This is a genomic window from Streptomyces phaeofaciens (assembly GCF_014648915.1).
In the GTDB taxonomy this organism is placed as follows: domain Bacteria; phylum Actinomycetota; class Actinomycetes; order Streptomycetales; family Streptomycetaceae; genus Streptomyces; species Streptomyces phaeofaciens.
On sequence record NZ_BMSA01000004.1, the window covers coordinates 69,050 to 83,180 of the forward strand.

8 protein-coding genes are annotated in these 14,131 nt (G+C 70.2%); 1 reads left to right on the forward strand and 7 read right to left on the reverse strand.

Translation table 11 applies throughout. The features are described 5' to 3' along the window. The first annotated feature begins 138 nt into the window (after positions 1 to 138). Positions 139 to 1,449: an alginate lyase family protein gene (locus tag IE275_RS10140; RefSeq protein WP_189709987.1), complete on the forward strand. Its 1,311-nt coding sequence runs from the start codon at positions 139 to 141 to the stop codon at positions 1,447 to 1,449. An 89-nt stretch (positions 1,450 to 1,538) separates the two neighbouring features. On the opposite strand, the gene IE275_RS10145 is transcribed toward IE275_RS10140, so the two are convergent. From IE275_RS10145 to IE275_RS10175, 7 genes are all read right to left on the reverse strand, one after another. Further along, complete coding sequence (locus tag IE275_RS10145; RefSeq protein ID WP_189709989.1) at positions 1,539 to 2,513, reverse strand: right-handed parallel beta-helix repeat-containing protein; 975 nt, start codon at positions 2,511 to 2,513, stop codon at positions 1,539 to 1,541. 197 nt (positions 2,514 to 2,710) lie between these two features. After that, positions 2,711 to 4,327, reverse strand: a complete 1,617-nt coding sequence (locus IE275_RS10150) for a glycoside hydrolase family 13 protein (protein ID WP_189709991.1) — start codon at positions 4,325 to 4,327, stop codon at positions 2,711 to 2,713. 188 nt (positions 4,328 to 4,515) lie between these two features. Continuing rightward, entirely contained in the window at positions 4,516 to 5,391 is an 876-nt protein-coding gene (locus tag IE275_RS10155; protein WP_189709993.1) for a carbohydrate ABC transporter permease, read from the reverse strand. Between the two features lie 19 nt (positions 5,392 to 5,410). Continuing rightward, the gene (locus IE275_RS10160; RefSeq protein ID WP_189709995.1) at positions 5,411 to 6,373 is read right to left on the reverse strand and encodes a carbohydrate ABC transporter permease; all 963 of its coding nucleotides are present in this window, start codon (positions 6,371 to 6,373) and stop codon (positions 5,411 to 5,413) included. Between the two features lie 149 nt (positions 6,374 to 6,522). Then, positions 6,523 to 7,941 carry an ABC transporter substrate-binding protein gene (locus IE275_RS10165; RefSeq protein ID WP_189709996.1) on the reverse strand — a complete coding sequence of 473 codons (1,419 nt, stop codon included), beginning with the start codon at positions 7,939 to 7,941 and terminating at the stop codon, positions 6,523 to 6,525. Positions 7,942 to 8,352: 411 nt separating this feature from the next. Next, positions 8,353 to 9,363, reverse strand: coding sequence for a LacI family DNA-binding transcriptional regulator (locus IE275_RS10170; RefSeq protein ID WP_189709998.1), 1,011 nt, complete (start codon positions 9,361 to 9,363; stop codon positions 8,353 to 8,355). A gap of 99 nt (positions 9,364 to 9,462) precedes the next feature. After that, entirely contained in the window at positions 9,463 to 13,746 is a 4,284-nt protein-coding gene (locus IE275_RS10175) for a discoidin domain-containing protein (RefSeq protein WP_189710000.1), read from the reverse strand. Between the last annotated feature and the right edge of the window lie 385 nt (positions 13,747 to 14,131).

Genomic DNA, 14,131 nt, shown 5'->3' on the forward strand with positions numbered 1-14,131 from the left:
TCCGTCCGTCAAGGCGTGAAGCAAAGCCCCAAGGAAATGCGGCATTGTGCGCGCACCCCATTGCCAGACCCGGACCTCGAACCTAATCTCTCAGCGCCTTCATCCGTGAACTTCATTCATATACATGAACGGAGATTGATGGGTACCCACCTTCGCCTCGCCACGGTCCTGGCCGCCGTGACGACCCTCGCCGCCCTGCTCACCCCGGCCGCCACCGCGCACCCGGCGCCCGAGGCGCCCCCCGCGGTGCCGGCACTCGCGGCACTGCCGGCACTGCCGACACCCAGGACCGCGGTCCTCGACGGCACACGGCTTCGCCTGACCAGAGCGCGCCTCGACCGCGGCGACCACCGGCTCCGGGAGGCCGTCCGCGCCCTCACCGCGCGGGCGGACGACTGGCTCGACCAGGGCCCCTGGACGGTCGTCGACAAGCCCAGGCCCGCACCGAGCGGTGACGTCCACGACTATCTGAGCCAGGCCCCGTACTGGTGGCCCGGCCGGCCCCCGACCGCCGAGAATCCCTGGGGCTGCCCCTACGTCCAGCGGGACGGCGAACGCAATCCCGAGGTGGACACGGGCACCGACCGGCAGGACCTGGAGAAGGTCTTCGACTCGACCTACGATCTCGCCCTGGCCTGGTACTACACCGGTGAGCGGCAGTACGCGCAGAAGGCCACCGGTATCGTACGGACGTGGTTCCTCGACCCGGCCACACGGATGAACCCGCACCTGAACCACGCGCAGTTCATCCCCTGCAAGTACGACGGCCGGGCCATCGGCATCATCGACTTCTCCCAGTCGTACACCGCGGTCGTCGACGCCGTCGCGATCCTCGATGCCGGCGCCCCCGCCTGGACCGGCACGGACCGTGCCGCCATGAGGAAGTGGAACAGCGACTTCCTCGAGTGGCTCGAGCACAGCGACTTCGGTGCGCAGGAAGCAGCCGCCGCCAACAACCACGGCACGTTCTACGACCTGCTGCTGGCCGGGCTCGCGTACGCCACCGGGGACCGCGAGCTGGCCCGCCGGACCGTGCGCGACGCGGCCGCCAGGCGCATCGGTCCCCAGATCGCGGCGGACGGGAGTCAGCCTCTGGAACTCGCCCGGACGAGGAGCTGGCATTACTCGACCTTCGATCTCGTCGCCTACACGCGGCTCGCCGCGATCGGGGAACACGTCGGCGTGAATCTGTGGGCCTATCAAGGGCCGGACGGCCAGAGCCTGTTCAAGGCGGTGCGGTATCTCCTTCCCGCGGCGACCGGCCGCACCGTCTGGCCGCATCCCGAACTGGAGTTCCACCGGTTCGCGGCGAGTGATGCCGTCCACGCGGCCGCCGACGCCGGGGACAAGGCGGCGAAGAAGGCGGTTCCCCTGCTGGAGGAACCACCGGGCGGGGACCTCTGGACGCTGCGGCCGGCCGCCGAGCAGCTCGACTCGATAGCGGGCTGAGCGACCGGCCCACGCCGTGTCGCCGGTGAACCGTGTGCGCCGTGGCCCGTCCCGCACCGTCGGCGGGCCACGGCGCTGCCGCCCGAGCCCTACGGCGTCACACCGATGTTGGTCAGGCCCCTGCCGCCGGTGACCGTGTTGCTGCTGTACACCGTGGTCCGGCAACTCGTGCTGTCGTTGGTCACGTTGATGGCCAGCCGGGTGGATCCGCCGGCTCCGGTGAGGGTGGATTTGTTGCCCCGGAACACCGTGCCGCAGCCCCATCCGGACTGCTGGGTGTGGGTCTGGTAGCCGTCGTTGGTGGTGCGGGTTCCGGTGTTGTTCTCGACCAGGACGTCGTTGCCCTTCACGTCGACCCAGGAATCGTCGTAGTGGGTTCCGGTGAGGCCGCCGCCGTCGAAGATGTTCCCGATGATCCGGGTTCCGGTGGTGCCTTCCTTGACGTCGATGTTCTCTCCGCCGACGTCGGGGCCGATGGTGTTGTCGAGAATCCGGACGTTGTCGCTCTTGTCGGAGAGCGTGTTCGCGGTGCCCACGTAGACGCCTTCGCCCATGCCGCTGCCGTCGTTGCCGGTGTCGTAGATCCGTGAGTTCCTGATGACGCCGTCGGCGCTGGACTTGCGGAAGTGGACGCCTTCCATGTCCAGGTTGTGCACCGTCACACCGTCCACCACGACACCCGCCGCCGAGTCGATCACGATGCCCTTCTGTCCGCCCGTCACGGTCAGCCCGCGGACGGTCCAGTGGGAGGCCCCGTTCAGGTGGAGGCCGTAACCGCCGCTCGCGGTGAGGACGGCCCGGGACGAGCCGGTGAGCGTGATGCGGGCGCCGGACGTGGCGGCCCTGGCGGCTTTGAAGTTGCCCGCGTAGGTGCCGTCGGCGAGATGAATGGTGTCACCGGGCGCGGCTGCCGTGAGGGCCGACTTCAGTTGCGCGGCGGTGGTCACCTCGATGGTGGCCGCGCGGTCCAGAGCCGGAGCCGGCGCGGAGAGAAGGGTCAGGCCACCGGTGGTGGCGGCCAGGGTGAGCAGGGAGGTGAGCAGCGTGCGAGAACGCGTGCGCATGGGGGGTCCCTCCTGACGCTTTCGTTGTTCATATCCTTGAACAACGGTCGCGAATATGAACTTACTTGGACGGCTGGGAAATTAGGCGAGGGCCGCGGGTGCGTCAAGGCCCCCGGTCGACTCGACTTCCTCCCCCACCGCGCCGGGGGCAGGGCGGAAGAGGTCCGCCCCGCCCCCGGCATCGGTGTGCGCGCCGCTCACCCGCGCAGCCAGACCGCCGTGTCGCTCGGCAGCCTCCCCTCCGCGTCCAGCGGGCTGCTGGCCAGGAGGACCAGCTCGTGGTCCGGGAGGCGGGCCGGTGTGGTGGCGAGGTTGACCACACAGACCAGGCCGGGGGCCCGGCGGAAGGCGAGGACGCCGGCGGGGGCCGGCAGCCACTCCAGAGGGCCGTCGCCGAGACCCGCCTCGGCACGGCGCAGCCGCAGCGCGGTGCGGTAGAGGACCAGCATCGAGTCCGGGTCGCCCACTTGAAGGTCGGCCGCGTACGCGGACCAGCCGGCGGGCTGCGGCAGCCAGGGTTCGGTGCGCGAGCCGAAGCCCGCGTAGGGGGCGTCGGCGGTCCACGGCAGCGGGACCCGGCAGCCGTCACGGCCGGGATCGGTGCCGTCCGAGCGGAAGTGCATCGGGTCCTGGATGCGCTCGCGCGGGATGTCCGCCTCGGGCAGGCCGAGTTCCTCGCCCTGGTAGAGGTAGACCGAGCCGGGCAGCGCGAGGGTGAGGAGGGCGGCGGCGCGGGCCCGGCGGGTGCCCAGCTCCAGGTCGGTCGGGGTGCCGAACTTCTTGGCCGCGAAGTCGAAGCCGGTGTCCGCGCGGCCGTAGCGGGTGACCGTACGGGTCACGTCGTGGTTGCACAGCACCCAGGTGGCGGGCGCGCCGACCGGAGCGTGCTCGGCGAGCGTGTCGTCGATGGCTCCGCGCAGCCGGTCCGCGTCCCAGGGGCAGGTCAGGAAGTTGAAGTTGAACGCGGTGTGCAGTTCGTCCGGGCGCAGGTAGCGGGCGAAGCGCTCGGCGTCCGGCAACCAGACCTCCCCGACGAAGAACCCGCCGTGGGCGTCGGCGACGCGCCGCCACGAGCGGTAGATCTCGTGCAGTTCGTCGCGGTCGACGTAGGGATGGGGGTCGCGGCCCTCGACGAAGTCCGGCAGATCGGGGTCCTTGGCGGGCAGCGCCGCCGAATCGATGCGCACCCCGGCCACGCCCCGCTCGAACCAGAACCGCAGCACCTCCTCGTGCTCCTCGCGGACCGCCGGGTGGGCCCAGTTCAGGTCGGGTTGCTGGGGGGTGAACAGATGCAGGTACCACTCGCCGTCCTCGACGCGGGTCCAGGTCCGGCCGGCGAACTGCGACGGCCAGTCGTTGGGCGGCAGTTCACCGTGCTCGCCGCGGCCGGGACGGAAGTGGAACAGCTTGCGCTCGGGGCTGCCGGGTCCGGCGGCGAGCGCGGCCCGGAACCAGGGGTGCTGGTCGGAGACATGGTTGGGGACGATGTCGACGATGGTGCGGATACCGAGCTCGCGGGCCTCGGTGATCAGCCGCTCGGCCTCGTCGAGGGTGCCGAAAGCGGGGTCGATGGTGCGGTAGTCCGCGACGTCGTAGCCGCCGTCGGCGAGCGGTGACAGGTACCAGGGGGTGAACCAGACGGCGTCGACGCCGAGTTCGGCGAGATAGGGCAGTCGCGCTCGTACGCCCGCCAGGTCCCCGGTGCCGTCGCCGTCGCCGTCGGCGAAACTGCGGGGGTAGACCTGGTAGATGGCAGCGTCACGCCACCAGTCGTCCGGGGAGGCGGTGGTCCTGTCGGGGTGCGGGGCTGCCACGTGACGGTCCTTTCGGGGCAGGGGTGGTTCTCCGCCGCCGCCCCGGACAGCGGGGCGTCGAGGACGGGGCGGCGGCGGAGGATCGGAAGGGGTACCGGCCGGCCGGGCGGGCGGATCGCTCGCGCCCGGCGAGGGAGGCGGGGGACACCGGTGCCAGGAGGGGGAGGCGGGGGACGCCAGGAGGGGGGTCAGCCCTTGAGGCCGCCCGCGGTCAGTCCGCTCATGATGTTGCGCTGGAAGACCAGGAACAGCAGCAGGGTCGGCAGGGAGGCGATGGTGAGGGCGGCGATCAGCACGTTCTCGGGCACGCTGGTGGCGAGCGAGTAGATGCCGACGGCGAGGGTCTGGCCGGTGGGGTCGGGCAGCACCAGCATCGGCCAGAGGAAGTCCTTCCAGACGCCGACGACCGCGAAGATGGACACCACACCGAGGATGGGCCGCGAAATCGGCAGGACCACGGACCACAGGACGCGCAGCGATCCCGCGCCGTCCATGGAGGCCGCGTCCAGGAGCTCCTTGGGGATGGAGTCGAAGAACCGCTTCAGCAGGAAGATGTTGAAGGCGTTGGTCACCGAGGGCAGCCAGATCGCCCAGGGCGAGTTGAGCAGGTTGCGCTCGACGATCGGCACGTCCAGCACGGTGAGGTACTGCGGGACGACGAGGACGGTCGCCGGGATCATCAGGGTGACCAGCATCATCCCGAGGATCGCCTTGCCGAGGGCGGGGCGCAGCTTGGACAGGGAGTAGGCGGCGGCGACGTCGAGGACCAGTTGGAAGGCGAGCGCGCCGAACGCGTAGTAGAGGGTGTTCAGGAGCAGCCGGGCGAGGTCCATCACCTCCCAGGCCCGCCGGTAGTTCTCCGGGTGGACGGAGCCGGGCACCCAGGTGGGGGGTGTCTGGACGGCTTCCTGGGTGGTCTTGAGCCCGCCGGACACCATCCAGTACAGCGGGCCGAGGAAGGCCAGCGTGAACAGGACGACGACGAGTGCGAAGCACAGCCAGTACAGCAGCCTGCCGCGCGGGCGGGCGAGGGCGGCCGGCGAGATGAGCGTGCGTGTGGACATGTCCGTGTCTCCCCCGGTCCTACTCTTCCGTGGCGCGGTTGAGCCTGGTGTACACGGCCGAGAATGCGGCCAGCAGTACGAGCAGGATCAGGCCGAGCGCCGCCGCGGCACCGTAGTTGTTGAAGTTGAAGGCGTACTGGTAGATCAGGTAGACGACCGTCGTGGTGGAGCCCTCGGGCCCGGCGCCGCCGGTCAGCAGGAAGGGTTCGATGAAGACCTGCATGGTGGCGATGATCTGCATGAGCAGCATCAGCGCCAGGACGAGCCGGGTCTGCGGGATCGTCACGTGCCACACCTTGCGCAGCAGGCCGGCCCCGTCGAGTTCGGCGGCCTCGTACAGTTCGCCCGGGACGCTCTGGAGGGCGGCCAGGTAGATGAGGGTCGCGCCGCCCATGTTCATCCAGGTGGAGGCGACGACGACGGAGAGCATCGCGGTGTCGGGGTCCTGGAGCCACTGCTGGGCCGGGATGCCGAAGACGTCCAGCACCTCGTTGAACATGCCGAAGCCGGGGTCGTACAGGTACTTGAAGAGCAGCACGGACGCGGTGGGCGGCAGCATGACGGGCAGGTAGACCAGCAGCCTCAGATATCCCTGGCCGTGCCGGAACTCGTTGATGACGAGGGCCGTGAGGAACGGGACGGCGAAGCCGAGGACGAGTGCGAGGACCGTGAACCAGAGGGTGTTGCGCCAGGCCTGGCCGAAGGCGGGGTCGTTCCAGACGGTGACGAAGTTGTCCCAGCCGGTCCAACTGACCTTGCCGTCCTCGGTCTTCTGGAAGGCGAGCAGGAACTCGCGGACGATCGGGTACCAGGAGAAGAAGGCGAAGCAGAGCACCGCGCCGATGAGGAATCCGTGGGCGGTGACATTGCGGCGCAGGGCCTTGCCGAAGCCCCCGGCCGGGGGCCGGACGGCGCCGGTACGCGTCCGGCGGGGTCGGCGTTCCTTGGCCGCCGGGTCCTGCGTGAGGGTGGGGGCCGACATGGGTGCTCCTCGGTCGTGCTGCGGCGTCGCCGGACCGGGCGGTCCGGTCGCGTGACGTGGGCGGACGGGCGCCGGGCCCGCCCGGGTGAGGGCGGGCCGTGGGCGCGCTCGCGGGCCGGGCGGTGGGAGACCGCCCGGCCCCGCGGGGGTCACTGGTTGGCGAGTACCTGGTTCACCTGGGTCTCCGCCGTCGACAGGAGCTTGTCGACGTCGGCGTTCTTGTTGGTGAGGATGCCCGACATCACGTTGTCGAGGACCTTGTAGATCTCCTGCGCCTTCGGGGGCTCGGCCTTGCCCTGGACCGGGTTGTCCATGAAGGCCTTGAAGTTCTGCACCGGCATGGTGGCGTACCGGGTGCGCGCGGCGTCGTCCTTGGTCTTGCTGTCGTTCAGCCAGAAGTTGGGCTGCGGCACGCCGACCGGCAGACCGTCGGCCTTGGTGCGCTCCCAGTCGAACTGGCCCTTGCCGACGCTGAGGTTCTTGAAGTCGAGCCAGGCGATCGCGGCCTTGATCTTGTCGGAGGAGATCCCCTTCTTGATCATGTAGTTGTTGCCGCCGGACAGGGTGTTCTTGCCGCCCGGGATCGGGCCCATGCCGAAGTTCTCGTACTTGGCGCCGAGTTGCTGGACCATGTAGGCGATGTCGTCGGGCGCGGCGAGGAACATGCCGAGCTTGTCGGTGGCGATCTGTTTCTGGAGGTCGCCCCACTTGAGCAGTTGGGTCTTGCCCATGGAGTCGTCCTCCCAGCGCATCGCGTGGAGGTTCTCGGCGACCTGCTTGCCGATCGCGTCGTTGAACGCGGCCTTCTTGCCCGAGGCGTCGACCACGTCACCGCCGAGGCTGTACATCTGCGCGGTGAAGTGCCAGCCGCCCGTGTTGGCGGCGCTGTACTCGCCGAAGCCGGACACGCCGCCGCCGAGACCGGCGATCTTCTTGGCCGCCGTGCGGACGTCCTCCCAGGTGGCGGGCGGGGCGTCGGGATCGAGGCCGGCCTTCTCGAAGAGCGAGCGGTTGATGAGCAGGCCCATACGGTAGTTGCTGGTGGGCAGGCCGTAGAGCTTGCCGTCCTGCTGGAGCGAGCCGAGGACGTCCGGGTCGATGTCCTTCAGCAGGGGCACGCTCTTGTCGTTGACGTAGGCGGTGATGTCCTGGGCGCCGTCGTTGTCGAGGACCTGAGCCAGGTCGGTGAAGTAGGTGTAGAACACGTCGGGCTGGGACTTGGCCTTGAGCATCGCGGTGAAGCGGGGCGGTTCCAGACACTGGCCCGGGGTGGAGCGGCCCTGGACGGTGACGTTGGGGTACGTCTTGTTGAACTCCTCGACGTCCTCGTTCCACTCCTTGAGCTCGGCCTTCTTGGCCGCCGGCGGCATGCAGTCGATGGTGATGGTCACCTTGGTCTTGGGGTCCAGCGGCACGGCGGGGTCGGCGTTCGCGCTGTTCCCGTTGCCGTTGTCGTCGTCGTCACTGCTGCTGCTCGTGCCGCAGGCGGCGAGCGCCGTCAGCGTGAGCGCGGAGACGAGGGTGACCGCGCCGGCGCGGCGGGTGCGGCGGAACCGAGCTCTTCTCATGGGTGGTCCCCTTCGGGCATGAACGTGGAAGGCGCCCCCTCACCCTTGCGAGGTGGGGCGTGCGAGGTGGGGCGCCGCACACTCAACCACCCCCCACAAGGCTCCGCAATATCTCGCGCTGATTTCGTAATTGTTTGACAGTCCACCGCACATGGGGTGGTCCATGACCGATGACTCCGCGCAAGTCGGCGTCAGACGCGGAACGTTACGTACCGCTCCGCCTCCTGCCCTCACTCCCCCACTCCCCCCGCCCCCCCTCCCCCGCACCGGCGCAGACATGACGCGGCCGGCCCACGGGGGTCCGTGGGCCGGCCGGTTGACGCGACGGGCTCTGTGCGGGTGTTGCGCGCGCCGCACGGGGGGCGCTGCACGCGCCCGTGCGGGCGCTGCACGGGGGGCGCTGCGCGGACGTCAGTCGCGCGGCGCCTGGGCGGTCGAACCGCGGACGACCAGCTCGGGCTCGAACAGCAGCTCCCCGGGCGGCACTTCGCCGCCCTGGATCTGAGCGCACAGCAGATCCACGGCGGCCCGGCCCATGGCTTCGATGGGCTGGCGCACGGTGGTCAGCGGGGGTTCGATGCAGTTCATGAAGGCGGAGTCGTCGAAGCCGACGACGGACACCTGCTCGGGCACCGCGAGGCCGCGCCGCCGGGCGGCCCTGATGGCACCGAGGGCGAGCGGGTCACTGGCGCAGATGATGCCGGTGACCCCGCGGTCCAACAGGCGCGAGGTGGCCGCCTGGCCACCCTCCAGGGAGAACATCGAGCGCTCCACCCGGTCGTCGGGGAGCGGGGAGCCGGCCGCCTCGGCCGCGGCACGGGCGGCGGCGAGCTTGCGCCGGGAGGGCACGTGGTCGCCGGGGCCGAGGACGACACCGATGCGCTCGTGGCCCAGCAGGGACAGGTGCCGCCAGGCCTGTTCCACCGCGACGGCGTCGTCGCAGGAGACACAGGGGAAGTCCAGTTCCGCGATGGGGGCGTTGATCAGGACCACCGGGATCCGCCGTTCGGCGAGCTGGTGGTAGTGCTCGTGCGGGGCGTCGGCCTGCGCGAACAGGCCTCCGGCGAAGACCACTCCGGAGACGTGCTGCTGAAGGAGGAGATCGACGTAGTCCGCCTCGGAGACGCCGCCCTTGGTCTGGGTGCACAGCACCGGGGTCAGCCCCTGCTGGGCCAGCGCGCCACCGATGACCTCGGCGAACAGCGGGAAGATGGGGTTCTGCAACTCCGGCAGGACGAGCCCCACCAGGCGGGCGCGTTCGCCGCGCAGCTGGGTGGGGCGCTCGTAGCCGAGCACGTCCAGGGCGGTCAGCACGGACTGGCGGGTGGCGTCGGAGACCCCCGGCTTGCCGTTGAGCACCCGGCTGACCGTGGCCTCGCTGACCCCTACCTTCTTGGCTACCTGAGCAAGTCGTCGCGTCATGAGCGCAAGGCTAGCGCAAGTCACGCAAATGGCTTGCGCCAACCTTGGCCCCGATGTTCATTTTTCTTCACGTTCCATGGCTGTCTTACGGCCCGGCGATCAGGGGTTGATGTTGATCTTGAAGGTGGAGGTGGTGTTCCGGATGTCCACGGCGTTGCCGTCCAGGCGCAGCCCGTTGATCGTGACCTCGCCGACCGCCGGTCCCTGGCCGGGTTCGGGCAGTTCGTTCGCCCACAGGCCGAAGCCGGACTTGGCGTCGAAGGCGTCACCGCTCCTGCGGGCTCCGGTGACGGAGATGTCGGTGAGGACGGTGTCCTTGATCGGGTTCACCGGCCGGCCGCCGATGTACTGCGTCTGGAACATGATTCCGGAGTAGGTCGGGTCGACGATGTCGACGTCGTTGATCCGGATGCCCTGGAACACCTTGGACGCGGAGAACAGCCAGATGCCGGGGAAGGTCTGGGCGCCCCAGAAGTGCCCGCCGGAGCGGACCACGGAGACGTTCTCCACCGTCGTCGGGTCGGTGCCGAAGCCGTTCATCGGATAGCCGAAGTCCAGCGAGCTGATGGTGATGGCGGAGTAGACCAGGGTGTCGGCGATGTGGATGTTGCGGAAGGTGTTGTCGTAGCCGCCGTACACGGCGATGCCCGCGGCCCGCCAGGTCAGCAGCGAGGTCAGGTTCTCGTAGAGGTTGTCCTTCATGTCGGCGCCGCCGGCGTCGATCGCCGAGAACAGCGCGAAGCTGTCGTCGCCGGTGGAGCGGGACTCGTTGTTGACGACGTGGTTGTCCGTCGACCCGTTGGTCATGTTGACGCCGTCGGCGAACGTGTCGCGGATGCGCGCGTTGCTGATCGTCACCCGGTCGGTGTTGGCGCCCCAGTACAGGCAGACCATGTGCTCGGTCCAGGTGTTGTCGATGACGATGTCCGACACGCCCGCGAAGTCGAACACCTTGCCCGGTCCGTCGATGCGCGAGGTGTAGTTGCCGAAGTAGGCGAAGCCGCGGAACACGGAGCCCTTGGCGCTCGCCTCGGCCCGGAAGCCGACGTCGGTGTTCTCCTGGCCGGCCGGGGCGTGGAACTGGGTGTACCAGGGGCCGGCGCCGACGACCTGGACGGCCTTGCCGTACACCTGGAACTTGCTCGACGTCTGGTAGTCGCCCGGCGGCAGATAGACGCCGGTGAGCCTGCCGGTGGTGTCCATGCGGACCCGGTCCAGGGCGTTCTGCACGTCCTGGTGGGTGAAGCCGGCGGGCACGGCGTACGCCGCCGGGTCCGGGTTGGCGATCGGCGCGACGCGCTCCAGGCTGACGAAGTCGATCGCGTAGCGCGAGGTGTTGGCGGCGTCCTTCTGGAGCCGGACCTTCGCACCGGCCGGGACGGTCTCGCCCAGCATCAGGTGCGCCTCGTCGTAGATGTGGCGCGGTGCGCCCGCGGACGGGGCGTTGCCGGGAGATGCCTCGGCGCCGTACAGCCACGCGTACCGCGAGGTGAGCGGCAGGGCCTTGCGGAAGGTGCCGTCCACGTAGACGTTGAGGGTGGCGTCGGTGCCGCCGCCGCCCGGGGCGTCGGGGAGGGAGAAGCGGGTGACCAGGGTGTTGGTGGCCGCCCTGGTGGTGAACTCCACGTACTCACCGGTGCTGTCGAGCGTGACGGCCTTGCGGCCGGACGCCTCGCCCGCGAGGTCGCCGACGGTGCGGTTGGGGCCGACCGTGGTGGCGCCGCCGCCGGTGGTGCCGTCCTCCGCCTCGTACATGTCGTACGGCATGTCGGCGCCGCGTCCGACGAACAGGGACTGCTCGACGGTGTTGTTCTCCCGTTTCACGGGGAGTTCGTTGCCGTCGGCCGCGACGGTCGCGCGGACCGTGTAGGTGCCGTTGGCGGCGGTCCAGGTGCCGAGGGAGACCGGCGCGGTGGTGGCACCGGCCGCGATCGCCCCGTCGTGGGAGCCGGTCAGGGTGCGGACGGTCGCCCCCTTGGAGTCGACCAGGGCGAGGGTGAGGGCGTGGGCGCCGCCCGCCGAGGCGATGGTGCCCTGGTTGCGCACGGCGACCCGGAAGGTGACGGTGTCGCCCCCGGCCGGGCCGGACGGGGAGGTGGTGACCACCGGGACCAGGTCGGAGCTGCTGACCGGGCGCACGGTGAGCGCGGTGGGCGCGGTGTAGGTGTTGTTGGTCTCGTTCTGCTCGATGACCGTGCCGCCGTCGTCGGCGACGGCGCTGAGCTGGTAGGTCCCCGCGTCGCGGGAGCCGATCGAGGCGCTGACGGTGGTCTGCGCCCCGGCGGCCAGCGCGCCGACGGCGGCGGTGGCGACCTTGGTGCCGTTCAGCCGCAGCGCGAGGCCGCTGGCGGGCGCGGCGGTCTCGCCGGTGTTGCGGACGGTGGCGGTGAGGGTGATCGCGTCGGACTCGACGGGCGAGGCCGGCGAGGCGGTCAGCGAGGTGACCTCCAGATCGGGGTTGGGCGCGGCGGTGCCGATCACCTGGAACTCGGCGACCTGTCCGGCGGGGGCGCCGGAGTTGGCGGTGAAGCGCAGCTGGACGTCGGCGACGCGCGCGGTGACCGGGACGGTCACGGAGTTGCCGCTCGCCGGGTCGAAGGCGTACTCCTTGGCGGCGACCAGGGAGGTGAAGCCGCTCGCGGACTGCTCACGGCCGAGAACCTGGACGGTCTGGGTGCGGGCGCCCCAGGCGCTGTCCGGGTTGAGGCGCAGCACTAGCGAGGTGATGTCGGCGTTGGCACCGAGATTCACGGTGAGGGTGGCGGGGTGGCCGGAGCCTTCCCAGTAGGTGGTGGTGGAGTTGTCGTTGGCGTTCTCGGCCACGAAGGTGTGCACGGTCGAGGAGGCCGTGATGGGCTTGCCGACCGCGAGGTTGGAGCCGGGGCCGGTGGTGCCGGTGCGGGTGACGGTGTTGCTGTTGCCGGAGACGTTCCCGGCGGCGTCCTTCGCCCGCACGAAGTAGGACACCGTGGCGCTCGCGGGACGCGTGTCGGTGTACGTGGTCACGTTGCCCGCGACCGAGGTCAGCAGCTGGTTGTCGGCGTAGACGTCGTAACCGGTGACACCGGCGTTGTCCGTGGAGGCGCTCCAGACGAGCCGGATCTGCCCGGCGGACGGCTCGGTGAAGGCGAGGTTCGCGGGTGCCGTGGGCGCCTGGGTGTCACCGGTGTCGCCGCGGCGGGTGACGGTGTTGCTGTTGCCGGAGACGTTCCCGGCGGCGTCCTTCGCCCGCACGAAGTAGGACACCGTGGCGCTCGCGGGACGCGTGTCGGTGTACGTGGTCACATTGCCCGCGACCGAGGTCAGCAGCTGGTTGTCGGCGTAGACGTCGTAACCGGTGACACCGGTGTCGTCCGTGGAGGCGCTCCAGACGAGCCGGATCTGCCCGGCGGACGGCTCGGTGAAGGCGAGGTTCGCCGGGGCCGTCGGGGCCCGGGTGTCACCGGTCGCCGGGCCGTAGACCTCCAGCTCGGACAGCTGTGCGGCGGGTTGGCCGGTGTTGGCGGTGACCAGGACCCGGACGTACCGGGTGGTGGCGGTGTCGAAGGTGATCGTCACCGTGTTCCCGTCGGCCGGGGCGAACGTGTACGCCCGCGAGGCCGTCAGGTCGGTGAAGTCGCTCCCGTTGGCGCTGCCCTGGATCTTCAGGGTCTGGGAGCGGGCGCCCCAGCCGTCGGGCAGTCCGAGCACCACCCGGTTGACGCCGAGGGAGGAGCCGAGGTCGGCCCGGATCCACTGCGGGAGTTCGTTGTTGCGGCTCTCCCAGTAGCTGGCCTTGTTGCCGTCCGCGGCGTTGGCCGGCACGTACGACTCGGTGTGGCTGCTCGCGGTGAGGGTGCGGCCGCGGGCGAGGTTGGTGGAGGACTCGCCCGCCGCGTGCACTTCCAGCTCCGCGAGCTGGGCGGCCTGCCAGCCGGTGTTGGCGGTGATCTCGACGCGTACGTAGCGGGCCTGCCCGGCCGGGAAGGCCACCGTGACGGTGTTGGCCGAGCCGGGGCTGAAGGTGTGGGCGGCGGAGGCCTTCAGGGTGGTGAAGCTGGTGCCGTCGGCGCTGCCCTGCACGGACAGGGTCTGGCTGCGGGTCTCCCAGGAGGCGGGCAGCTTCAGCACGACCTCGTCGACACGGGCGGTGGAGCCGAGGTCGGCCTGGACCCACTGCGGCAGGTCGCTGCCCGCGCTCTGCCAGTAGGAGCCCTGGTCCCCGTCGGTGATGTTGCGGGCGGCGTACTCGGCGTGCGCGCTGCTGGCCGCGGCAGGCCGCCCCGCGGCGAGGTTGGGGCCGTCGGCCGCCGAGGCGGCGGTCAATGACGGCCCGCCCAGCATCAACAGGCTGGTCGTGAGGACGGCGGCTATGCCCCGCCATCCCCGGCGTTGCGGTCTCATCTGTCCCCGATCTCCGTCCCGTCCGCCTGGCGCGGCGGGAACGCGGTTGGTGGCTGGGTGGCTCGACGGTGCGGCGGACACGCCTCAATGTGCGGGACTGAGCGCCGCATTTGCGTTGAGCGCTCAGAGAGTTGCAGACCGGTAGGGGTTCGTCCACCGTCCCCGCACGGGTGGTCTCGGCCCGCCGATCCTGGCCGCGACCTGCGGAAGGCCGGGGCCAGCGGCTTTCGTTCCGGCTTTCGCCAGAGCGCAAGCGGATCCGCAAGTCACGCAAGCCGTTTGCGCGCTCAATTGCCGCTCCTGCCGGGGCCGTTGACAAAGCAGAGACGCGCTAGAAACCTGTGGACGTACTTTCCGCAAAGAATCGACCGTCCAACTCAATTTG